Consider the following 21,215-nt stretch of genomic DNA (forward strand, 5'->3'; position numbering starts at 1 on the left):
TGCGGATTTATAAGGAAACGTATGGCATAACTTTGATAAATATCCATCCGAGCATTACAAATGCGACAAATACCGTGAAGAAGTATGCGCTTTTGCTCCACTTGATGACCTTGCGCCCGTCCAGAGGGCCAAACGGAAGCAGGTTGAATAGGGCGATTAAGATGTTGATGATTACTCCATATATCCCAATCTTGGCGATAAAACCGCCCAACCATAGGAGGGGCAGGAACAGAAATACGAGTAATATGCTCGTCATCGGTCCTGCGATCGCTATCTTTCCATTCTGACTGCGCGTGATATATTGTCCAACTATCATTACGGCGCCAGGTGCCGCAAATACGATGCCAACAAAGTATGCCAATAGAATTGCGAACATCAGCATGGTTGGACTCATCCTGAATTCTGCCCAATATCCATATTTCTGGGCGACGATTTTGTGCGCCATCTCATGTAGCAGAAATGCGATTCCTACGGTAAACAGGGCTAATATCATGGGTTGTATGAAGCCTGGCGAAAGTATCATACCTCCATCACGCGCGAATAGTATCGCAAATGCAAAGGATATCGCCAGCCACGCAATTATGAGGTGCTTGATCTCTGTTTTGCTAGTTCTTATTCGAAATACCATTATCTATCTGCCTCAGAATTGTATTCCTGTTTGGGTAAATATAACCCATATTCCTATGAATGTACCGAGCATGCTTCCGATGTTAGCCATTGCTGCGACCAGTATTATCCGGAACAATCGATTTTTCATTAAGTCGCTAAACGTCTCAATATGGGTTATCGCGATTATATCCTCGCTTGTGGGATTTCTGACCCATGCCTCAACCAGCCCAGCAAACCATCCGGCGGCCAGGAACGGATTGAGCGATGTCATCCATGCAACCGAGAATGCAGTGAGTATTGATAATGGATGTCCTCCTGCTATTGCCGCGCCAGCACCACTCAATACCCCATTTATGATGAACCAGTAACCGAAGGCGATAAGTATTACGTGTGACGGACTCCCTGTCAAGATAAGAAATGCAAAGATTCCAATGACAGCTGCGATGACCATAATTCCGATAATTTTTGCCAGGTCAACCCGTTTCTTTGGGAGCGCCGTCAACTCTTCTGGAGATGGAATCGATTCGGGAGCTGAGAGGAATTTTTGAACGCCGGCGCGATGACCAGCGCCCAGAACAGCGACGACCCTGCCATCTTGACATACACTTAAAAGGTTTCTGGCAATATATGCATCTCTCTCGTCCACCAGAACCTTTGCCGCATTCGGCGCCAATTGCCTGAGTTCTGCTATGAGCTGTGTGACCGTATCCTCTTCCGTGACCTTTTCCAGGTCTATCTTACTGCTTCCATCGCTTCCGATTCCTAATAACGTGCCTATCAGTGCAAAGAACATTCGCATTTTCTCGAAAAACGTCATTTTACACCAGAATCGCTGCATGGTTATCTGGATATCCCGGTCTACAAGGACTATTCTGGCGCCAATCTCTTCTGCCTTGTCGATAGCCGATAACATCTCTGCACCAGGTTTTACGCCAACATCTGCACCGATTTTCTTTTGTGCAAATGCCAGCAACCACTGGACCAAAACGAAGTAGAGCTTTCCACCCTTTAGGATATCCCTTATCGACAATTCTTCTGGGACGTCTCCCCTCAGTGCATGGTATCGTTTAGCACATAATTCAACTGCAACTATCTGGGGCCGTTCTCGTTCGATGACATATTTAACTTCTTCGACACTCTTGTTGGAGACGTGGGCAGTACCGATGATAATTATCTCATGAGCATTGTCTTTCATTATATCCTCTTTTTATTCTCTCGCAGGAGTCGAATCGATTTTATTAAATCCGTTCTGGAAACGATTCCGACAATCGCTCCATTTTCCATGACCAGCAATCGCCCGACCTCTCTCTGGGACATCGTCTTTAATGCCGTAAACGCATCATCATCCGGAACAATTGATAGGACGTCGCGGGTCATTATCTCCTCTACAGAAGTAATGTCTCGCCGCTCGCGGGGAATTTTTTGCACATCAGAGAACGTCACGATGCCCTTGACGCTCTTCCAGGCTTCATCGACCACTGGATATCCCATGTGTTTCTCCTTGAACATCAGGTCGACTAGCTTGCTGACGGTCATAGTTGGTGGTACGGATATCACGTTACGGGTCATGACATCGCTGACTTTGACGTCATCCAATGTCGTGGCAATTTCCGTAGCTTCCCCTTCCTCGGATGCACCGATATACACAAAAAATGCTATCAATATGAGAAATGGATGGAGCATCATCAAGCCGAATATGCCCATGGCAAACGCAAACATCTTTCCAACATATACTGCATTACGTGTCGCATTGATGTAGGACATTCGCGTCGCCAAATATGCCCTCAATAACCTGCCACCATCCATTGGGAAGGCAGGGATTAGATTAAAAATACCTAAAACCACATTCAATGCTCCCAATAAATGTAATAAGATGGAGATGGGAGAATCGCCGCCAACTACTGGCCTGACCAACGAATACAACAATGTGAATATAACCGCGAGCATAAGGCTTACACCAGGACCAGCCATAGCCATTTTCAACTCGATTTTTGGATTCCGTGGAATTTCTTCCATCGATGCCACTCCGCCAAATAACATTAACGTGATATTTTTAATTCTCACACCATTTTTTAGCGCCACATACGAATGTCCCAGTTCGTGTAATATGACGCAACCGAATAGTGATACTGCGGCAAGTCCGCCAAAAACATACCGCAGTGTTATGGATTCAACCACAGAGAATCCAAATGGTGCTGGGCTATTGGCGAAGACCAGTACGAATATTGGCAGGATAATGAGAAATGTAATATGGAGTTTGATGGGTATGCCCATTACTTTTCCAATCTGAATTGACGTTTTTAGTGATATCATATATTTCATATTAGATATCACGATAAACTATATATCTTCTTAGTTCACAATGGGTATCTGAGGAATCTAATATGAAGGCTGAGATAACATCACTACTTGGTTTGAAGGTCTACACAGATAGAGGCAAATACGTTGGGAAAGTCGGCGACACCGTACTCGACGCAAATGAGAAAAAGATAACGGGTCTGGCGATCTCCGACCTGAATCCCGACACCTTCGATATACAAAGTCGAGGTGTCATCATCCCATATCGCTGGGTGATGTCGGTAGGAGATGTCGTGGTGATAAAACAAACCGCCGATAGGTTTAGGCAAAAGGTCGTAGAAGAGCCCGAAGAATCCCTGAGTGATGAAGGAACGTGAAGTTTATTCGGATATCAAGGCAATACCTCCTATAGTAATCAGAATCGACGGCAGAAATTTTAAAAGGACGCTGGAGCGATTGAGTTCCCAGAAGCCGTATGACAAGACGTTTGCGGGGGCTATGGCGGATTCGACCGAGAGTCTTATGAAAGAGAGCGGACTAAGTCCACAGTTCGCGTACACGTTCTCGGATGAGGTCAATGTATTCTTCTTGAAACTCCCATTTCATGGCCGAATTGAGAAATTGGACTCCATCGTCCCGAGTTTTTTATCAAGTGCATTGACGTTGGCACTGGATAGTAAAATGCCATTGTCTTTCGATGCGCGCGTCGTCCCCCTCTCCAGAGAGGATATATGTGGGTACTTAGAATGGCGCCAAGCAGAGGCATGGAAAAACCACGTACACTCGTATGGATATCATGCTCTGCGAGAAGATGGTTTATCTAAACGAACTGCAGCGTCGAGGATGATGGGCATGAACGCAAAAGAGGTTCATGATATGTTGTTTGAAAAAGGAATCAATCTGACCAAGACCCCACTGTGGCAGAGGCGTGGCATACTAATTTTAAAGAAGAAGTATAAAAAGTCCGGATATGACCCAAAAAACAGGGCAAAGGTGGTGACCGACAGGAGCAAGGTCATTCAGGACTGGGAATTGCCACTCTTCAACTCAAAGGAAGGACAAATGCTAATCAGTAAGCTACTGGCAGAAGAATGATTCGCGCCAAAATCTTAGGTTGACTTCTACTTCTTTTGAACTCAAGCCAAGGTCACGTGCGATCTGTTTAGATGTGAACTACCCCCTACAACCTCCAGTTGCGAGGAAGGAGATTCTTACATCTATCATACCAAAACTGTTTTTGGGACTATTCCGATCAACAGACCTGTTTTTCGCGGTTTACCAACGAATTGTTGAAAGCAAGCCCCGTCCACAGGGCAGCATGTTTTAAATATTTATTTTGAGTTCGGTTTTAATTTATGATTGGAATAAACATCTGCGTTTGAATGTACGCATATTTTTTATATCCCCTTTACGTGTGATGCTTTTGTTTTTAGGAGTGATATTAACCCCCTCTCTTAAGATAATGGTTTATCTCTTTTTAGCGAGCATATCAATTTTTTAATCTCTATTTAAAACTATTGCTATTTTTAGCGTTGACCTAGAATGAACATCTGGGCATCCGCTTAACTCTTTGATTTAAGCGGGCCGGAAGGGATTTGAACCCTTGACCTATGGGTGACTCTCCAACTTAATTCCTTTGGAATTTCAACATGCATCAGATGAGACATGTCGCAGTTCGGAGAACTGCGAGAGTTGTATTTCCTTCGGAAATTCGGAAATTCAACACCCCGACTAAATCAACAGATTTAGCGGACTCGCAGATGTTTCATCTGCGACCCCTCTGGTGGAGTTGTAATCCAGGTGGGACTTCAGCAGTGCTCGATAGATTCATAATGCGAGCGCATGCAACGCTTTGGTTCAAACGTTCTAATAGAACGTTTTGGTTCAAGCGTTCTAATAGAACGCTTTGGTTAAGAGCCCATCGCTCCACCTAACTAAGCTACCGGCCCATAGTGATAAAATACTTACAACGCAGTTCAGTCGGGGCGATTTAGGAATATTTCGATGGAGGAAACGTTGATACTATCTCCTTTCTCTCCTTCCAACTCTTCGGTTCCGATTTTGATGTCTTTGATATTTATGTCCTTCATAAATCGATTTCTTACCACTTCCGTGGTGTCGACTGCCCTCGAGATCGCCCTACCTCTTGCCTTGATAGTAACGTCTTTTACGCCATCGTTAAACTGTGTTACCGCGGCAAGTACGTAGTTCATTACTGGTTTGTTTCCAACGTATATCACGTTATCTTCTGTGCTGTTTTTTGCCATCTGCAATCGCCTCGCTTTCTAATTGACGTTCGTCTTATTAACTTTTCCCTTTTTATCGATAAACTTTAAACCAGAAAGAGCGATAAAATAATGGGCATCCTAAAAAGGTTCGAGTGATAGGAGGACGATATGGGCGCAATGATCGTGACAGGTGGATTTTTCGGAGATGAAGGAAAGGGCAAAATCGTGGCATATCTGGCTCATCGAGATAAGCCAACCGTAATAGCAAGGGGAGGGGTTGGGCCGAATGCAGGGCATACTGTTGAGAGAGGAGACGAAAAGTATGGAGTTAGAATGGTTCCATCAGGCTTTATCTATGAGAAGGCGCGCTTGTTAATCGGCGCTGGCGTTTTGGTCGACCCGCGTGTTTTGGAGCACGAGGTAGCAGAGCTGGGAGTAAAGGGTCGCATCGGCGTCGACAAACGCTGTACGATTATCGAAGAAAGGCACATTCAAGAGGATAAAGGAACTGCGCGATTGGCAGATATAATCGGTACGACGGGTACCGGATGCGGTCCTGCAAATAAGGACCGGGTTATGCGATGTGCGCGTCAAGCGAAAGATGTGGAGGAGCTGAGAGAATATATTGCAGACGTGCCATTGGAGATCAACAGAGCCCTGGAGATGGGCGAACACGTAATTATCGAAGGGACCCAGGGCTTTGGTATATCTTTATTCTATGGGACGTATCCTTACGTAACGTCAAAAGATACGTCGGCATCCCAGATCGCCGCTGACGTCGGCATCGGCCCAACTAAGGTCGATGAAGTGATGATAGTCTTCAAGGCATTTCCGACACGAGTCGGTGGAGGCCCCTTCCTTGATGAGATGCACCCAGAAGAAGCGCAGAAACTCGGCATCATCGAATATGGTACGGTTACGGGGCGCCCAAGGCGCATCGGCAGATGGGACGGAAAGATGGCGCGATATTCAGCGATGATCAACGGGGCAACACAAGTGGCATTAACGTGTCTGGACAAGCTCGACCCTACATGCAGGGGCGTTACCGATTATGACGAACTCAGCGATATGGCAAAGACGTTCGTGCGCAAAGCAGAGCAGGATATAGGGGTGCCAATCACGATAATATCTACTGGTTCACAGATGTCCGAAACCATAGACCTGCGGGGCTGAGGTTGATTTAGATGAGCATAGATGCCAAATCTAAGATATTATGGATTCTCATTGTGTGCTTGATGCTTCTATTAAGCAGCGGCACAGCAGGGTGGCTATCTCGTATCTCACTCTCTATTGACAAACCAGAATATCCTGTGGGGGAGACGGTTGGTGTTACGATTCAGAATACTGGTTTGTGGTACATACATGGAATTCCGTCGATCACAGTGTACAGGAACGATGGCTCCAAAGTTTATGAGCACATACCATTCGAATTTTCCGGTGCTTTTCCTCTACAAGATATGGGCACGTTTTACTGGACTCCACGTGAGCCAGGCGAGTACAGGCTCGTTGGAAGAATATATGTAGCATGGAATGGTGCAGAGATTAGCGCGGGGCTTGGAGGATGGAACCGGCTGGAGTCCAAGACCAGTATTGTCGTGGTATAGATTATATGCATTGAAACATACATTCAATGCCATGAGAGAATTTATCGTAGTCGGTCACACTGCATTATCGTAGTGCACAACAGGATGGATAGAAATGAGCATGATAGATATGGCGATTAAGATATTGGAGCAGGGGCCAATTTGCTACAATTGTTTGGGGCGACAATTCGCAAAACTGGCGACCGGACTGACCAATAAGGAACGGGGGATTGCAATCAAGAGGGCTTTAATGATGTTTGCCGACCAGAAGTCAAAAGAAGGAGAGGATTCTCTGCAAAAAAGACTGGAATCGCATACAGGCAAAAGATGTTGGGTATGCAATGGACTATTCGAGAATCTGGGCGTCTGGGCCAGGCTAGCGACGGATAAGCTTTCAGACCATCAGTACGACACGTTTCTCGTCGGCACTAGGGTATCTGGACTGCTTGCGGAAAACGAGGAGATTCTGTGGGCGGAGTCCGGGGTGGTATACGCAGAGCCGCTCAAGTCAGAATTGAATCGAGAGGTGGGAAAACTGATCTACGCCGAAACTGCCAAAGAAGTGGATTTTGAACGACCAGATATAGTCGTCATGCTCGATATAGTTGAGAACAAGGTCGAATTGGATGTCAACTCGCTGTTTATCTACGGGCGGTATAAAAAACTGGTACGAGGCATACCACAAACCAAATGGCCGTGCAGAGAATGTGATGGAGAAGGTTGTGAACACTGTAATTATCTCGGAAAAATGTATAAGGAATCGGTAGAGGAATTGATAAAGGGCCCAGTTATCGAGCTCAGCGGGGGCATCGACATGGTATTTCATGGGGCAGGGCGCGAGGATATAGATGCTCTCATGCTTGGCAGAGGGAGGCCTTTCGTACTGGAGGTTAAGCGTCCGCTACGCCGACACTTCGATTTGGTGCATTTAAAGGACGATATCAACAACTGCGCCAAGGATAAGGTCGAGGTGAGTGACTTGATTTTTGTCACTAAAGATGTGGTAGAGGATATTAAGGCCAATACCACGGATAAAGTTTATAGGCTTAAAATTACATTTAAAGGTGTCATCTCACGAGAAAAACTTAAAGTTGCATTGGACCAACTAAGTGGTTCTATCATCAAACAGAGAACGCCAACGAGAGTAGCACATCGACGAGCAGATAAGCTCAGAAAAAGAACCGTGCACTCTGTTGAGCTTGAAGATATGAGCGACAACTCAGCAACGATTCAGGTTCATTGTGTGGGCGGACTATATGTCAAAGAACTGATATCCGGCGATGCTGGAAAGACAAAACCAAGCCTTTCTGAGTTGCTTGGGGTTGATGTCCATATGGTAGAACTGGACGTCATTGAAATTAAGGAATGAGTCGGAGGATTTGCATGCAGAAATCACATGGTGAAAGAAGAAAAACTAGACATAAACTCAAAAAATCGACAAGAGAGAAGGGCATTTCTCCCATAAGCAGAGCGATTCAGGAATTTGTAATAGGACAGAATGTCCATATTTCCATCGACCCAAGCATCCATAAGGGCATGCCGCATCCCAAGTTTCATGGCAGGACTGCTACAGTCATGGGTCAGCGTGGAAGGGCATATTTACTTGAAGTAAGGGATGGAAATATGATGAAAGACATAATAGTATGCCCACAGCATCTTAAACCGCAGAAGTGATTCAATGATCGTTAAAGAGATTATAAATGAGGAATTACTGACCCTTGCGGAAGTGAAGAGCAGTCTCACCGACATTCAGAAAAAACGCACTACTGCTGGTAAGGAGTTGAGATATGAGCAACGTCGAGCGATTGAACATGCGACGAAATTTGCCAAAACCAGTGAGAAGTCTGCTAAGACGCTGGTAGAGCAGCTCTTAAAGCTCGAAAAGATGAAGCCTGGAATCGCCATCAAAATTGCAGATATAATGCCAGAGACCAGGGACGAATTGCGGTCGATATATGCAAAGGAGCGATATACGCTTGATGCCGAAGAGCTGGATAAGATATTGAACTTGGTTAGCAAGCATGCATAGATATTCGATTGGTATGTGTAAGTATATTGTTGAATATGGAGTTGGAATCGATGGCCCCGAACGAAGAGAAAGAAGAATATGCGCTGGTTTTGGATTATTTGCCATATGGTCATCCGGACGATTCCCGACCAGTATACCAAAAGAAACCAATAGTTCATAGTGTGGGCGAGGACCATTTTGTGCTGTTGGAATTGATTCCCAAAGAAGGCGTGGTGCCGCAGACTCAGGAGCGAGTTTATGTTGGCGAGGGTGACAGGAAAGAAATAGACCATGTCAAGAGGAGACTTAAATACGACGAGCTCACGCATGGCGCTAGAATCGAGCTCCCTTATGTGCTTGAAAAGCGGGTGATTGACGACGAAGAGCGGTTTGTCGATTTCTTTAACGAAGCCCAACCTCTGACGACCCGATTACATCAGTTGGAGTTGCTCACCGGCATCGGTAAAAAGTTGATGTGGACACTCATCGATGAGCGGAAGAAGGGCAAATTTACGAGCTTTAAAGACCTCAGAGACAGGGTTAAAGGTTTGCACCATCCGGAGAAGCTTATCGTTCACAGGATAATAGAAGAGCTACGGGATGAGCATATAAAATATCGGATATTTGTGAGATAGATGCATGACCAACATTTTTTGATAGACCCACGAGTCGTTGGGCGCATCATCGATTATGCAGATATCGACGATGACGTAGTGCTTGAAATCGGCGCTGGTGCTGGCAATCTAACAAAAGCACTTGCGGCAAAAGCCGCTAAGGTGTTCGCCATCGAATCAAGTGGCCGTTTGGCAGAGATGATAAGTGACCTCAAACTTCCCAATGTCGATATCATCCACGGTGATGCGCTGAAAGTGGACTTCCCCGAATTTGACAAGGTCGTTTCCAATCTGCCGTATTCTATTTCGTCCGATATTACATTCAAACTCTTAGAGCATGATTTCCAGCTGGGCATCTTAATGTACCAACACGAGTTTGCCAAACGAATGGTTGCAACTGCCAATACTAAAGACTACAGTAGGCTTTCAATATGCGTTCAGTATTTCGCAGATGTAGAGATACTGGAGAGCGTACCCAAAACCGCATTCCGCCCACAACCAGAAGTAAAATCTGCCATAGTGAAGATTGTTCCACGACCGCCCACGTTGAACGTGTTGAATAAAGAATTCTTCTTCGATTTCGTGACCGCTGTGTTTACGCAACGAAGAAAACAGATGAAGAACGCTATCATCAATATGTTCCAGATAAAATCCAGATTTGTCCACGGGTCGCACTGTGATGCCAATGAAATCGTCAATATGTTGCCAAGAAATATGATGCACAAGCGACCAGGAGAGTTATCTCCCGAAGAACTCGCAATTCTGTCCGATATGGTATATGAGGCAATCTCATGATTGTGCCAGAGGTGTCACTGCCCGATATATATGAACCCGCAGAGGACTCGTTTTTGATGATACAGGCAGCGCTTGCCGAAGTACGAGAGTCGGATTACGTTCTGGAAATCGGAACAGGTTCGGGCATCGTTTCAATGTGCCTGATGGACCGTGCAAAAGTGGTTGCCACCGACATCAATCCATATGCTGTAACATCTGCAAGGCTAAATGGAGTGGAAGTCATCAGGACCGATATGTTTGGCGGGATTAGTGGAAAGTTCGACCTGATACTTTTTAATCCACCATATCTACCAACTTCTAAAGACGAAAAGGTCGATGGCTGGATTGAATGTGCATGGAATGGCGGAAGGGACGGACGGACAGTCATCAATAGATTTTTGGGGCAGGCGAATGAACATTTAGGAGAAGGGGGCCGAATTTTATTATTGATATCTTCGCTGACTGGAATTGAGCAGGTCAAAGAGAAGATGGAGTCACTTGGTTTTGCGGTAGATGAAGTTTTGAGCGAAAAGCACTTCTTTGAGAGATTGGTGGTCCTTCGCGGCAAGAGGATAGTTCTATGATGGGAAGACGTATAATGGTAGTTGTTATATGAAATGATGATATTAAATTAAGGCAGCAGATATGTCAAATAACAAAAAATATGTGGAACTGCTCTGGGCAGATGGATGGGGGAACAAAAATGACTATTGAGGATATCAAAGCTAAAATCTTGCCCATACTTAAAAGATATGGTGTTCAAAGGGCGGCACTCTTTGGTTCATTTGTAAGAGGTGAAGAAAGAGGGAGTAGTGATATTGATATTCTCATAGAGTTCAAAGATAGAGAAAATAAAACTCTACTTGACCTTGTAGGACTTGAGTTGGAACTTGAAGATATCCTGAATCGCGAAGTCGATCTTCTAACTTACAATTCAATACACCCTTTGCTTAGAGACTATATTCTCGATGAGCAGGAGGTTTTTTATGAAGAAAGATCATGAGATATTCCTTAAACATATACTCAAAAGTATCGAACTTATTGAAGAATACACAAAAGGGAAAACGAAAGACGACTTGTGAAAAACTTACCACTGGAACTACGGTAGAAATATAGCGAGGTTCCATGGAGACAAATTGCGAGTATGAGAGACAAACTTATTTATGGGTACTTTGGGGGTCGATATTGAATTTACATGGGGGGGTTGTTGAAAGGGAATTACCTGTGCTGAAACAAAATATACTTACCATTATGGAGAAATGAGATATACAGATTCAAGAAGTTTCCGCCCAAGGGAGATAAATTATGACTGTGATAACAAAAACTGTCCACCTGCAGAGTAAAGGCAATGTCGACATCATCGACATCACTGACAAAGTTGCTGAATTGCTGAAAGAGTCTAATCTGAAGGATGGCATCGTTACAGTCTTCGTGCCTGGGTCCACCGGTGCCATAACAACGATAGAATATGAGCCCGGTCTTGTCGAAGATTTGGCCAATGCACTGGAACGAATGGCACCACAGGAGATGGAATACAAGCACAATCTCAAATGGGGCGATGGCAATGGCCACTCCCATGTGCTCGCCTCGCTGTTGGGCCCAAGTGAGACGATACCCTTCTCGAATGCGAAATTGATGCTGGGCACATGGCAGCAGGTCGTATTCATCGATTTGGATAATCAGCCGCGATCACGCAGGCTGATACTTCAAATTATTGGAGTTTGACCATATATGGGCCATCCCGTTCGTAACCAAGTTTTTTATAGTACTCTCGCACACCTATACCGCTGATGATAGCAATCCTGCTAAATCCTGCGTCAAGTGCAAGCTCTTCAGCACATTTTAAAAGCTCTTCTCCATATCCCCTATGCTGCCATTCGCTTGCGGCTTTTTGTCCCAATGGAACCATCGGACCATAAACGTGCAGCTCGCGAACCAGGGCGGCATCTTTTAATTCTGGTCTGTATGGATTATGCGGAAACCTGAGCCGCAGAAATCCAATTAGAATATCGCTTTCTTCAAATGATATAAAATGTTCAAGACCATTGCACGCGTTGTATTCTTCTATCTTCAGTTCAATATGCTCTGGGTGAGGGACAATGCCCTTCAGCAGTGCATGTCCCACTTCTCGACATCTGATACACTGGCATCTTTTATTCAATTCGTTAAGTCTGTTTTCAACAAGTTGTTGGATATTGCTCTTGGTCACGCCTGCCATAATCAAGTGTGCGGGAATCTCTCGCTGAATTCGCTGCAATCTGGTCCATTTGGAAAGCAGCATCTTTATTTGGCATATCAATTTGATGGCATCTTCGTTCGTCAGCGGGTCGTATTCTCCGCTTTGCCACATTTCATACAACTGCGTCCCCTCTATCACCAGCGTTGGATATATCTTCAGATAATCAGGGCAGAATTTTGGGTCGGTGAATATGCGCCTGAACATATTGAGGTCCATGTCAAAATCTGAACCAGGCAACCCAGGCATCATGTGAAATCCGACCTTGAATCCGCTGTCTCTGAGGACGGCGTTGGCCTCGATAACGTCCTTAACGGTGTGCCCCCTCTGCATTCGCTTCAACACGAAATCATACGTGCTCTGAACCCCCAGTTCGACCTTGGTTCCACCCATCTTCAACATCTGGTCGACATGCTCTTTTCGTGCCCAATCCGGACGCGTCTCAAACGTAATTCCTACGTTTCTGACCTTTGCCGTTTCATTAATCGCCTGTGCACTTTCAAGCGACAAAGTTGCGCACCCCGCAGAGCCAAAACAGTTCATCGCATCTATACAGCGTCGGACGAACCATTCCTGGTAGCACAGGGAACGGGATGTAACTGTGCCACCCATGACGATCAATTCTGCTTTGTCGACGGAGTGCCCCATCTGTTTCAGTTGTTTAAGCCGCTCCGTCACCTGGCGGTAGGGGTCAAAATCCTGCTGAACCGCGCGCAATGCTGCAGGCTCATAGCCAGTATAACTTTGCGGCGATTGGAAATGGGATTGGGGGCCTCCAGGACATGGAACACATAAACCATGTGGACATTTGTGAGGAGACGTCATCACCGCTATTACCGCGACTCCAGAAATAGTTCGAACGGGTTTTATCTGGACCAATCTCTTGATGATGTCCCGTTCACTCCCAGTGGCGGTGGAAAGTATAGCGGAATTCTTTGGAAAGCCGGATAGTCCGTACTGCATGCTAATCGATTTCTTGGCGGCATTTAATTCGTCGTGGGTGCGGACTTCTCCTTTTAATATCATCTCCACTACTTCTCGACATGCTGACTTGGAGTTGGACACCTTTTACCAGCCCTCCCAGTGCTCTATCCTCTCACCCAGCCTTGGTGGCGTATCTGGCATCTCATCTGGATGTCCAATCGCTACCAATGCAATTGGTCGCACGTGCGCTGGTATGCTCAAAACCGATGAAACTTCTCTCTCATCGAAGGCGCCTATCCAGCAGGTTCCAAGGCCCAGAGAATGGGCAGCAAGTAATATGTTCATCACCGATGCTGTCGCATCCTGAATGGCATAAAGGGCAGCTCTTGCCCCATAACGCCGTTCTGAGCGCAGCATATTGGCACATACGATGACCATGGCGGGCACTTCTGCAACGTGACGTTGACTGTATATGGCTTCCGACAATCCTCTGCGCCCGTCTTCATTTGTCACGATGATGAACTCCCGTGCCTGCAGATTTCCTGCGGATGGCGCCATATGCGCGGCACGTAGCAGCGTCTTTATGTCTGACAGGTTCACTTTTTTCTTTTTGAATCTGCGTATCGACCTTCGAGTTTCTATGATGTTGAAACATTCATTCATGGTAAATCCATATTCTAACTATTATTCTTATAATTAGCCATAAATCTTTAAGGATTAAAGTACATATCGTGGCAGGGTCATATATGAGAGTGACAATGGATCTGGAGTTAAAAGACATACCCGGACAACTGGTATTGGCGCTTCGTCCTATCTCGGAATTGGGGGGCAATATAGTTTCTGTGGTTCATCACAGGGAGAGAAAAAATCCGAGAGGTTTGATTCCAGTACAAATTGCCTTTGAGATCGATGAAACGAGGGTTGATACCCTGGTCAACAGGTTGAAAAATGATGGGGTCGTGGTTGCACAGATTGGAAGGGAGCGATTACGCGAACGAGCGGTCGTGATACTTGTCGGACATATCGTTCATTCCGATATCAGTGATACCATAGCTCAGGTTGATGGTACTGGATATGCAGAGGTCAAGGACCTGGCGATGTCAATGCCTGGCATAGACCAGTATTCATCTGCACGACTGATAATACGTGCTATGGGAAAAAAAGAACTGTCGGATGCGATAGAGTTATTGAGGAACATCGCACATGAAAAAGGTCTTTTATTGATCGAACGAGTCAAAACAGAGGTTTTGTAATGTTGAAGAAGGTGCGCATTTTAATAGTCGGATTTGGTGTAATAGGCAGCGGAGTTGCAAGGAGCATTTCTGAGAAAAGGGAGTACATAAAAGGTAAATACGGAATTGACTTTGAGTTAGTGGGAATCGGTGAACGGGACGGGAGCATTGTGTGTGAAGGGGGCATCGATCTGATGAAGTCAAAATTGCTGAACGAGCATCCTCATTGGGAAAAGGGACTGAAAGCAATCGATATACTAAAAGAGGTTGATGCAGATATCGTAATAGAAGCTACTCCTACAAACATCGACACTGGCGAACCTGGCATGTCTCATATGATGGCTGCTTTTGAGACAAAAAAACATGTCGTTACCTCAAATAAAGGACCGTTGACAGTTGCCTATACTCGATTGAAAAAAGCGGCAGAGGAAAATGACGTTAAGTTCATGTTTGAAGCTTCGGTCGGTGGCGCCATGCCAGTATTAAACCTGGTGAGAGAGACATTGCAGGCGAATGAAATACTCGGAATCGAGGGCATCCTCAATGGCACCTGTAATTATATCCTTACCAGAATGACAATGGAAGCGTTGCCATATGAGCACGTGTTATCCGAGGCGCAGGAGTTGGGTATAGCAGAATCTGACCCTACATATGACGTCGAAGGTATCGATACCGCCTGTAAATTGGTGATTCTCGCTAACTCCATCTTTGACATGGACATTGGTTATAAAGACGTGGACGTGGCCGGAATCACGAATATCACCCCGGAAGCACTGAAATTGGCGTATGATGATGGATACGTTATAAAGCTGGTCGGAGAGATACAAAATAATAACAAACCGACTGTCGCCCCGCATCTGGTCCCTAAAGATCACCCGCTTGCGGTAGGGGGCACATTGAATATAATATCGATACAGACTGACCTGGCTGGGGAGATAACGGTGACTGGCAAGGGCGCAGGCGCAGTTGAAACTTCCAGCTCGATATTAAGCGATTTAATAAGTATTGCACGGTAGTGTTATATGAAGTTCATCGAATTTGCGGAGATATGTGAGAAACTGGAGAGTGTCACGAGCAACCTCGAGATGGCAAGAATTATTTCTAAATTTTTGAAGAGCGCAGACAATCTGGACATCGTTACACGTTTTATCGAGGGGTCCATCTTCCCTGCCTGGAGTTCGGAGGAACTCGGTATAGGTCCCAGTTTGCTATATGATGCGATAGCCATGGCGACCGGCGTCAAAAAGCGCCAGGTCAAAGCAGGGGTGAGGGAACTGGGAGATGCGGGGCTGGCTTGTGAGAAATTATGTGAAAAAAAGATGCAGCGACCCCTCTTCGCTGGCGAGCTGACCGTAAGACATGTTTACAAGAGCTTCGAAGCCATCTCAAGGGCAGGTGGCAAAGCTTCGCAAAAGAAGAAGACCAGGATACTGGCGGACCTATTTGGCTCGGCACGACCAAAAGAGGCGCGATATATTGCTAGATTGGTACTGGAAGAGTTGCGTATAGGGGTTGGAGAGGGCACCGTCAGGGACGCCATTGCACAGGCGTTTGACGTATCAAAGGATGAGGTTGAACGGGCGTATATGTTGACCAACGATTTAGGATTGGTCGCCGTAACTGCAAAAAAGGGCGCAAAGGAGCTGAGGCGATTGGACATCGAACTAGGGCGACCGGTCAAGATGATGTTGGCGCAAGTAGCCAAGGATGTGGAGAGCACAATAGAAGAGATGGGTGAGGTCGCTTTAGAATATAAATACGATGGAGCGCGTGTACAAATCCACAAAACAAATAGTGATATCCTACTCTACTCCAGGCGATTGGAAAACATTACAAAATCCCTTCCAGATGTCGTAGATATGCTCAAAGATGGTGTGAGTTTTAAACAGGCAATCCTTGAGGGAGAAGTGATTGCGATAGGAGAAGACGGAAAGCCAAGGCCTTTTCAAGATATTCTGAGAAGATTCCGAAGAAAATACGAGGTCAAGCGAATTGCCAGGGAGATTCCCCTCCACCTATCTTTATTCGACGTTCTGTTTCTGGACGGAGAAGGTCTAATACATGAGCCCTTGGTTGAACGGCGTCGCATTCTTGAGAAGAGCTTAAAAAAAGACCATGCACCGATGATTGAGGTATCGCCCCAGACAATAACCAGCGATATCAGCGTCGCAGAGCGCATTTATAAAGGCGCGATATCTGCCGGTCACGAAGGGGTATTGGCAAAAAATCCAAAATCAATGTACACCCCCGGCAAGAGGGGGAAAAATTGGTTGAAGGTCAAGCCAGTGGCGGAAACACTTGACCTTGTAGTCGTTGGAGGCATGTGGGGCGAAGGCAGAAGGGCGAACCTTATCGGTTCATATTCATTGGCTTGCAGGAATCCAACAATGGACTCGCTCCTCGATATTGGGAGGGTTGGAACTGGAATAACAGATGAACAGTTGGTGGAACTGACCGAATTGTTTAAAGACCTAGTCCTCTCTGATGTGGAAATGGATATACAGATAAAGCCTGAAATCGTATTCGAGATAGGCTATGAGGAGATTCAAAGGAGTTCAAATTACAAATCTGGTTTTGCCCTTCGCTTCCCCCGGTTGGTGAGGGTTAGAGAGGATAAATCAGTGAAAGATGCCGATACCATTGAACGAGTGCGGGAATTATACAAAAAACAAAAAGGGCAGACCTAAAGGATTGATGCTCATCTGGATGCCTTATTTTTTTCTGACTTCTTCATATATGTCGAGAGTCTTACTCCGATCAATGCCATAATTATGGCAAAGATGATGTAGATGACAAGATGTATGAGTGCCCCGGCCGTAAATCCATATTCCTTGAGCGTTAGTATATACCCCGACCCTGCCCAGAGGAGCAGTCCTGCTGATGATATAAAGAACGGTAAAACCAGATAGTGTCCTGCTCCCCCTTTGCCAAGGTATGCATCGACTATTTTTCCGATTACGCCAAACAATCCGCCGGCTACAATCCACCAGACCGATGCGTTGATAAATGTTATAACTATCATCAATATGCCTTGCGGTTCAAGTTCCCAGATATTAGCTAATCCCTGAATAATGCCTATAAAACCTAAAATTACTGCAGATATATACGTCACGAATGACATTTTTCCACCATAGAATAATCGCTTCAAATTTTCGGTGAAGTCCCCCATGACGTCATCCAGTTCAAACCCCCTGATGAGCATATAAATGCCCACAAAGGCTGTGATGGCGATGACGGCACCCTGTGGGTAACCCGCTAACAGCGAAATCGCATAGATGACAAACGCCAGTCCAATCGGTATGAAAAATGTCTTGGATATTTTGGGGTTCTCGAACAATTGCTTGATAATATAATATGTGCTCTCTATGTTTTGGCTTTGCTTGACCACAACCCGTTTCACTGCGTCGACCTTGATGCGCGACTCGATGATTGGCAAAACAGATTCATCCTCGGCTCCATCGGACACTACGATTGCTTTTTTTGCATTGATTCTTTCCAGAATTGCATCGAGTTGCTCTGCTATGATTAAATCTGATTGAATGCCGACGTTTTGGCTGCCACAAATCATTACAATCTCGACGTCCTGTCCCTGTGATTTGAGCTCATCGTAAATCTGTATTCCGCCGAAGATGGTATTGATGTCTGAGTCCTCCGGGTCCGAAAGTGCTAGCTGCATCGCAGCGTCCAGATTGCCACCTCTACCGATGACAGGGCTTTTAATCCCCGCTTTGTATCCGAGATCATCATCTCGGTCGATACAAATTATAAGTATGTCTACCATTACGTCTCGATTATAGTTGTGGAAAATATAAAAAGATTCCCCACCACTTCCCAATTTAGAGCATGTCCGAGCGTTGCAATATAAACAGGTCTTCTGTGCTCAACTTTTCGCCTTTTTTAAATTTATCGTATAATTTTTCTGCCACTTTATTGGCTTCTGCCTTCATCTCAACTTCTTTGATATTTTGTTCATTTCTCTTCAAGCCAATTATCAGTTTACTAATATCCCGCATCTCCCTTCGCTGCCCGATATACATATGATGGGCATTGTCGGCGATTTCCTGTGCTTTTATGAATTCCATATGCATCGCATCTGCTTCAGCTCTAATCTTGTCCACCTCTTTAAACGTAGAGAGCATCTTATCGTGCTGTTCTTGGGCCATGTTGGCATACTCGGTGAGCTTATCATGGCATTCTGAAGCGCCATCCCGTAACTTTTGTGCTGTTTTTAACTGCGCTTTGAACTCCTCATCCTGCTCCAATTGCTCTTTCCTTTTCAAAAACTCTTCTTGAAGTGCAGAAATCTTCTCAACGAGTTGGCGCTCCTTGTCTATGCTCAGCACTTCCGTCTGTTGTTTGAACTCCAGCGCGTCGATATCCTGTCTGAGTTTATTGAGCGACATCCCCCCTCCTGCATTGCTTTTTTTGCGCAACGAATCTAGGTTTGCATAGATGCTATTTGCCTGGTTATTGTATTCGTCTCTCTTTTTTTTAAGGTCACGCACATTCTGATTGTACCCATCTCTATTTTCTTTGAACTGTTGTGCCTGTTCCACTAATTTCTTTGTTTTATCGTTGAGTTCGTTTCTCCGCGTCGCCGATATGTTGGCATGGGCATTCCACCTGTTTCGCTCCTTTTTATGCTTATCTGCTTCTTCGAGCAGTTTGCCCATCTTGTTTTGTAAGTCTTCTAACATATTCGCTCCCATCAAGGTAATAAAGGTATGATCAATTCAAGGTTTTTTTGAGTTATTACTATATCTGCGACATCCCTTAATACCGAGTTGGCATTAAATGCTATTGAGAGCCCGGCGCTCTTAAACATATCTAAGTCATTCGCCCCATCTCCCACGACCACACAGTTTTTGAGGGGGATGCCTTCTGATGTCGCAATCTGCACCAGCGCTCGTTCTTTTGAACCCAGTGTCATAAGTGGGCCTTTCACCTCGCCGGTCAACACTCCGTCCTTGACCGCCAATTCGTTGGAGATTACGTAATCGAGGTCGAGTTTCTTTCCGATTATCTCGGCAGCAGTCATAAAACTTCCAGTAATCATCGCCGTTTTATATCCTCTGGATTTCGCCTCGCCTATCAAGCGTTTTGCCCCCCTCATAATCGGAGCTTTTTTTGCAATCCTTTTGATATCTGCCTCGGGCAGACCCTGTAAAAGTTGCACTCTAACTTTAAGAGCCTCTTCAAAGTCGATTTCGCCTCGTATTGCTTTTCTGGTTATCCTGGCAACTTCATCGCCAACGCCTGCGGCTTTAGCAAGCTCATCGATTATTTCCACATCGACCAGGGTGCTGTCCATGTCAAATACGATCAGCTTTGCACTTTTATTCGGGGAACTCATATGCGCCTCCCTCATCAAAACAATAATGGACAATTTGATATCTTCTTTTCAAATGCATCACGTCTTTTTTAACTTTTTCAGGACTCTCTGCATCTACTACGACGCGCTTGATGAAACTTGCGACCTCTTGCATCTCCGATTCCTTCATATTTAGGCGCGTTAATTCCTGAACGCCCAGACGAATACCAGATGGGTTGTCTGCATTGTTTACATCATCCCAGGGAAGCAGATTCTTATTTGCGATGATATTAGCCCTTTCTAGATTGGATGCCACTTTTGCCCCACCTTTATGCTTCGAAACATCGATGGCTATTTGATGCGACTCTGTAAATCCCTTTTTTTCACAAAGCACATCCAACCCTGTTTCATACAAAGCCTGCCCCAGCGCCTTTGCATTGGCTATCGTCTGCTTTGCATAATCTTCTCCAAAGGCGATCATTTCAGAGAGGGTCGCAGCCAGACCTGCTACGTGGTGCAGATGATGATTGCTGACGGTTCCAGGGAATACAGCATCATCTATCTCATTTGCGATATCGGATTTGCATAATATCAATGCACCCTGGGGACCTGGAAACGTCTTGTGAGTCGAACCAGTTACGACATCCGCCCCCTCTCTCAACGGGTCCTGGAACTGCTTTCCTGCGATTAGCCCCAATACGTGGGCCGCATCGTACACGATTTTAGCGCCAACTTCCTCTGCGGCTTGCTGTGCCTCTTTTACAGGGTGAGGGAATAAAAATAAGCTTGCCCCAAACATAACGATTCTTGGTTTTATATTCAGAATTTTTTTAACCATCAGGTCTGTGTCAATATTCATTTCCTCGTTGTTGAAAGGATGGCACTCTATTTTCAACCCCCTGATCCCGGCGGCAGAGTATCTTGCGTGGCTGACATGTCCGCCGTGTGGCACATTTAGCGGCATGAGTAAATCTCCAGGGCGTGTCAGTGCAAAAAAGACCGCGATATTTGCATTAACTCCTGAAATCGGCTGGACGTTAACATGTTCCGCTTCAAATAGTCGTTTGGTCAGTTTAATTGCACTTTCTTCAATCTGATCGATGTATTTGCAACCTTGATAATAGCGATGCCCCACTTTGCCCTCTGCATATCGATGTCCAAGGTCTGAGGCAACTAACCGCCTGACGATGGGGCTGGTGATATTCTCGCTGGCGATCATCGGCAACGAGTCACCATATAATTTAGTATGTGATTTTGCCGCATTTATGATATGCCGTATCTCTGAGTCCATGTAATCTCCACACGATTTGATATTTGGGTTTAAGTGGTAGCAACACAATGACTTAAAAGTTTCTCTACGAGAATTATGTCACTAAAAAGGCTTATATGATACTAATC

At 45.4% G+C, this 21,215-nt stretch carries 25 protein-coding genes and 1 tRNA gene; 15 read left to right on the forward strand and 11 right to left on the reverse strand.

Annotated elements, in window-relative coordinates; all coding sequences use genetic code 11:
• Nucleotides 1-7: 7 nt before the first annotated feature.
• From BME93_06500 to BME93_06510, 3 genes are read right to left on the reverse strand one after another with little or no spacing between them, the layout of a single operon-like run.
• On the reverse strand, nt 8-628 hold the full coding sequence (locus BME93_06500; GenBank protein ATZ61686.2) for a hypothetical protein: 621 nt from the start codon (nt 626-628) through the stop codon (nt 8-10).
• Between the two features lie 12 nt (nt 629-640).
• On the reverse strand, nt 641-1,804 hold the full coding sequence (locus tag BME93_06505; protein ID ATZ61687.2) for a TraB/GumN family protein: 1,164 nt from the start codon (nt 1,802-1,804) through the stop codon (nt 641-643).
• Nucleotides 1,804-2,922, reverse strand: a complete 1,119-nt coding sequence (locus BME93_06510) for a CBS domain-containing protein (protein ATZ61688.2) — start codon at nt 2,920-2,922, stop codon at nt 1,804-1,806. Before BME93_06510 ends, BME93_06505 begins: the two co-directional genes overlap by 1 nt.
• 71 nt (nt 2,923-2,993) lie before the next feature.
• Between BME93_06510 and BME93_06515 the strand changes: the two genes are divergently transcribed.
• Both BME93_06515 and BME93_06520 read left to right on the forward strand, forming a co-directional pair.
• A complete protein-coding gene (locus BME93_06515) occupies nt 2,994-3,284 on the forward strand; it encodes a PRC-barrel domain-containing protein (GenBank protein ATZ61689.2) in 291 nt (96 codons plus the stop codon).
• Nucleotides 3,271-4,002, forward strand: coding sequence for a tRNA(His) guanylyltransferase Thg1 family protein (locus BME93_06520; GenBank protein ATZ61846.2), 732 nt, complete (start codon nt 3,271-3,273; stop codon nt 4,000-4,002). Before BME93_06515 ends, BME93_06520 begins: the two co-directional genes overlap by 14 nt.
• Before the next feature lie 485 nt (nt 4,003-4,487).
• Here BME93_06520 and BME93_06525 read toward each other — a convergent pair.
• Together BME93_06525 and albA are read right to left on the reverse strand one after the other, a co-directional pair.
• Nucleotides 4,488-4,856 (reverse strand) — tRNA-Lys (locus BME93_06525).
• A gap of 27 nt (nt 4,857-4,883) precedes the next feature.
• Nucleotides 4,884-5,174 (reverse strand): DNA-binding protein Alba, encoded by a 291-nt coding sequence (albA, locus tag BME93_06530; GenBank protein ATZ61691.2) that lies wholly within the window; start codon nt 5,172-5,174, stop codon nt 4,884-4,886.
• Nucleotides 5,175-5,303: 129 nt separating this feature from the next.
• On the opposite strand from albA, the gene BME93_06535 reads away from it, so the two are divergent.
• From BME93_06535 to BME93_06580, 10 genes are all read left to right on the forward strand, one after another.
• Nucleotides 5,304-6,308 (forward strand): adenylosuccinate synthetase, encoded by a 1,005-nt coding sequence (locus BME93_06535; GenBank protein WRQ72900.1) that lies wholly within the window; start codon nt 5,304-5,306, stop codon nt 6,306-6,308.
• A gap of 11 nt (nt 6,309-6,319) precedes the next feature.
• On the forward strand, nt 6,320-6,739 hold the full coding sequence (locus tag BME93_06540) for a hypothetical protein (GenBank protein ID WRQ72901.1): 420 nt from the start codon (nt 6,320-6,322) through the stop codon (nt 6,737-6,739).
• Between the two features lie 94 nt (nt 6,740-6,833).
• Nucleotides 6,834-8,087, forward strand: a complete 1,254-nt coding sequence (locus BME93_06545; GenBank protein WRQ72902.1) for a tRNA pseudouridine(54/55) synthase Pus10 — start codon at nt 6,834-6,836, stop codon at nt 8,085-8,087.
• A 14-nt stretch (nt 8,088-8,101) separates the two neighbouring features.
• Nucleotides 8,102-8,392: a 50S ribosomal protein L21e gene (locus BME93_06550; GenBank protein ID WRQ72903.1), complete on the forward strand. Its 291-nt coding sequence runs from the start codon at nt 8,102-8,104 to the stop codon at nt 8,390-8,392.
• Nucleotides 8,393-8,396: 4 nt separating this feature from the next.
• A complete protein-coding gene (locus BME93_06555) occupies nt 8,397-8,747 on the forward strand; it encodes an RNA polymerase Rpb4 family protein (GenBank protein ID WRQ72904.1) in 351 nt (116 codons plus the stop codon).
• 35 nt (nt 8,748-8,782) lie between these two features.
• The gene (locus BME93_06560) at nt 8,783-9,361 is read left to right on the forward strand and encodes a DUF655 domain-containing protein (protein WRQ72963.1); all 579 of its coding nucleotides are present in this window, start codon (nt 8,783-8,785) and stop codon (nt 9,359-9,361) included.
• Nucleotides 9,362-10,135, forward strand: coding sequence for a 16S rRNA (adenine(1518)-N(6)/adenine(1519)-N(6))-dimethyltransferase RsmA (gene rsmA / locus BME93_06565; protein WRQ72905.1), 774 nt, complete (start codon nt 9,362-9,364; stop codon nt 10,133-10,135).
• Nucleotides 10,132-10,698: a class I SAM-dependent methyltransferase gene (locus BME93_06570; GenBank protein ID WRQ72906.1), complete on the forward strand. Its 567-nt coding sequence runs from the start codon at nt 10,132-10,134 to the stop codon at nt 10,696-10,698. The genes rsmA and BME93_06570 overlap by 4 nt, the downstream gene beginning before the upstream one ends.
• 119 nt (nt 10,699-10,817) lie before the next feature.
• A complete protein-coding gene (locus tag BME93_06575) occupies nt 10,818-11,117 on the forward strand; it encodes a nucleotidyltransferase family protein (GenBank protein WRQ72907.1) in 300 nt (99 codons plus the stop codon).
• Nucleotides 11,118-11,419: 302 nt separating this feature from the next.
• Nucleotides 11,420-11,839: a secondary thiamine-phosphate synthase enzyme YjbQ gene (locus BME93_06580; GenBank protein WRQ72908.1), complete on the forward strand. Its 420-nt coding sequence runs from the start codon at nt 11,420-11,422 to the stop codon at nt 11,837-11,839.
• Here BME93_06580 and BME93_06585 read toward each other — a convergent pair.
• Complete coding sequence (locus BME93_06585; GenBank protein ID WRQ72964.1) at nt 11,826-13,376, reverse strand: tRNA uridine(34) 5-carboxymethylaminomethyl modification radical SAM/GNAT enzyme Elp3; 1,551 nt, start codon at nt 13,374-13,376, stop codon at nt 11,826-11,828. The two genes, BME93_06580 and BME93_06585, sit on opposite strands and share 14 nt — an antisense overlap.
• A gap of 42 nt (nt 13,377-13,418) precedes the next feature.
• The gene (locus BME93_06590; GenBank protein ID WRQ72909.1) at nt 13,419-13,937 is read right to left on the reverse strand and encodes a nitroreductase family protein; all 519 of its coding nucleotides are present in this window, start codon (nt 13,935-13,937) and stop codon (nt 13,419-13,421) included.
• An 83-nt stretch (nt 13,938-14,020) separates the two neighbouring features.
• Here BME93_06590 and BME93_06595 point away from each other — a divergent pair, with 83 nt between their 5' ends.
• From BME93_06595 to BME93_06605, 3 genes are read left to right on the forward strand one after another with little or no spacing between them, the layout of a single operon-like run.
• The gene (locus BME93_06595) at nt 14,021-14,527 is read left to right on the forward strand and encodes an amino acid-binding protein (GenBank protein ID WRQ72910.1); all 507 of its coding nucleotides are present in this window, start codon (nt 14,021-14,023) and stop codon (nt 14,525-14,527) included.
• 2 nt (nt 14,528-14,529) lie between these two features.
• On the forward strand, nt 14,530-15,522 hold the full coding sequence (locus tag BME93_06600) for a homoserine dehydrogenase (protein WRQ72965.1): 993 nt from the start codon (nt 14,530-14,532) through the stop codon (nt 15,520-15,522).
• A gap of 6 nt (nt 15,523-15,528) precedes the next feature.
• Nucleotides 15,529-17,193 (forward strand): ATP-dependent DNA ligase, encoded by a 1,665-nt coding sequence (locus BME93_06605; GenBank protein WRQ72911.1) that lies wholly within the window; start codon nt 15,529-15,531, stop codon nt 17,191-17,193.
• A gap of 11 nt (nt 17,194-17,204) precedes the next feature.
• On the opposite strand, the gene BME93_06610 is transcribed toward BME93_06605, so the two are convergent.
• Genes BME93_06610 through BME93_06625 form a run of 4 tightly spaced genes read right to left on the reverse strand, consistent with a single transcriptional unit; the run spans nt 17,205 to nt 21,108 of the window.
• The gene (locus BME93_06610) at nt 17,205-18,287 is read right to left on the reverse strand and encodes a DUF373 family protein (GenBank protein WRQ72912.1); all 1,083 of its coding nucleotides are present in this window, start codon (nt 18,285-18,287) and stop codon (nt 17,205-17,207) included.
• Nucleotides 18,288-18,342: 55 nt separating this feature from the next.
• Nucleotides 18,343-19,203, reverse strand: coding sequence for a coiled-coil protein (locus BME93_06615; protein WRQ72913.1), 861 nt, complete (start codon nt 19,201-19,203; stop codon nt 18,343-18,345).
• 11 nt (nt 19,204-19,214) lie between these two features.
• The gene (gene serB, locus BME93_06620; GenBank protein ID WRQ72914.1) at nt 19,215-19,859 is read right to left on the reverse strand and encodes a phosphoserine phosphatase SerB; all 645 of its coding nucleotides are present in this window, start codon (nt 19,857-19,859) and stop codon (nt 19,215-19,217) included.
• Nucleotides 19,843-21,108 (reverse strand): serine hydroxymethyltransferase, encoded by a 1,266-nt coding sequence (locus BME93_06625; GenBank protein WRQ72915.1) that lies wholly within the window; start codon nt 21,106-21,108, stop codon nt 19,843-19,845. Before BME93_06625 ends, serB begins: the two co-directional genes overlap by 17 nt.
• Nucleotides 21,109-21,215: the final 107 nt, after the last annotated feature.

Source organism: Methanosarcinales archaeon Met12 (genome assembly GCA_002813105.2).
Classification (GTDB): domain Archaea; phylum Halobacteriota; class UBA148; order UBA148; family JAJOKI01; genus JAJOKI01.

Excerpts from the sequence above, each read along its gene's own strand:
- BME93_06500 (ATZ61686.2), bottom strand. The coding sequence starts at position 628 with ATGGTATTTCGAATAAGAACTAGCAAAACAGAGATCAAGCACCTCATA.
- BME93_06505 (ATZ61687.2), bottom strand. The coding sequence starts at position 1,804 with ATGAAAGACAATGCTCATGAGATAATTATCATCGGTACTGCCCACGTC.
- BME93_06510 (ATZ61688.2), bottom strand. The coding sequence starts at position 2,922 with ATGATATCACTAAAAACGTCAATTCAGATTGGAAAAGTAATGGGCATA.
- BME93_06515 (ATZ61689.2), top strand. The coding sequence starts at position 2,994 with ATGAAGGCTGAGATAACATCACTACTTGGTTTGAAGGTCTACACAGAT.
- BME93_06520 (ATZ61846.2), top strand. The coding sequence starts at position 3,271 with ATGAAGGAACGTGAAGTTTATTCGGATATCAAGGCAATACCTCCTATA.
- albA (ATZ61691.2), bottom strand. The coding sequence starts at position 5,174 with ATGGCAAAAAACAGCACAGAAGATAACGTGATATACGTTGGAAACAAA.
- BME93_06535 (WRQ72900.1), top strand. The coding sequence starts at position 5,304 with ATGGGCGCAATGATCGTGACAGGTGGATTTTTCGGAGATGAAGGAAAG.
- BME93_06540 (WRQ72901.1), top strand. The coding sequence starts at position 6,320 with ATGAGCATAGATGCCAAATCTAAGATATTATGGATTCTCATTGTGTGC.
- BME93_06545 (WRQ72902.1), top strand. The coding sequence starts at position 6,834 with ATGAGCATGATAGATATGGCGATTAAGATATTGGAGCAGGGGCCAATT.
- BME93_06550 (WRQ72903.1), top strand. The coding sequence starts at position 8,102 with ATGCAGAAATCACATGGTGAAAGAAGAAAAACTAGACATAAACTCAAA.
- BME93_06555 (WRQ72904.1), top strand. The coding sequence starts at position 8,397 with ATGATCGTTAAAGAGATTATAAATGAGGAATTACTGACCCTTGCGGAA.
- BME93_06560 (WRQ72963.1), top strand. The coding sequence starts at position 8,783 with ATGGAGTTGGAATCGATGGCCCCGAACGAAGAGAAAGAAGAATATGCG.
- rsmA (WRQ72905.1), top strand. The coding sequence starts at position 9,362 with ATGCATGACCAACATTTTTTGATAGACCCACGAGTCGTTGGGCGCATC.
- BME93_06570 (WRQ72906.1), top strand. The coding sequence starts at position 10,132 with ATGATTGTGCCAGAGGTGTCACTGCCCGATATATATGAACCCGCAGAG.
- BME93_06575 (WRQ72907.1), top strand. The coding sequence starts at position 10,818 with ATGACTATTGAGGATATCAAAGCTAAAATCTTGCCCATACTTAAAAGA.
- BME93_06580 (WRQ72908.1), top strand. The coding sequence starts at position 11,420 with ATGACTGTGATAACAAAAACTGTCCACCTGCAGAGTAAAGGCAATGTC.
- BME93_06585 (WRQ72964.1), bottom strand. The coding sequence starts at position 13,376 with ATGATATTAAAAGGAGAAGTCCGCACCCACGACGAATTAAATGCCGCC.
- BME93_06590 (WRQ72909.1), bottom strand. The coding sequence starts at position 13,937 with ATGAATGAATGTTTCAACATCATAGAAACTCGAAGGTCGATACGCAGA.
- BME93_06595 (WRQ72910.1), top strand. The coding sequence starts at position 14,021 with ATGAGAGTGACAATGGATCTGGAGTTAAAAGACATACCCGGACAACTG.
- BME93_06605 (WRQ72911.1), top strand. The coding sequence starts at position 15,529 with ATGAAGTTCATCGAATTTGCGGAGATATGTGAGAAACTGGAGAGTGTC.
- BME93_06610 (WRQ72912.1), bottom strand. The coding sequence starts at position 18,287 with ATGGTAGACATACTTATAATTTGTATCGACCGAGATGATGATCTCGGA.
- BME93_06615 (WRQ72913.1), bottom strand. The coding sequence starts at position 19,203 with ATGTTAGAAGACTTACAAAACAAGATGGGCAAACTGCTCGAAGAAGCA.
- serB (WRQ72914.1), bottom strand. The coding sequence starts at position 19,859 with ATGAGTTCCCCGAATAAAAGTGCAAAGCTGATCGTATTTGACATGGAC.
- BME93_06625 (WRQ72915.1), bottom strand. The coding sequence starts at position 21,108 with ATGGACTCAGAGATACGGCATATCATAAATGCGGCAAAATCACATACT.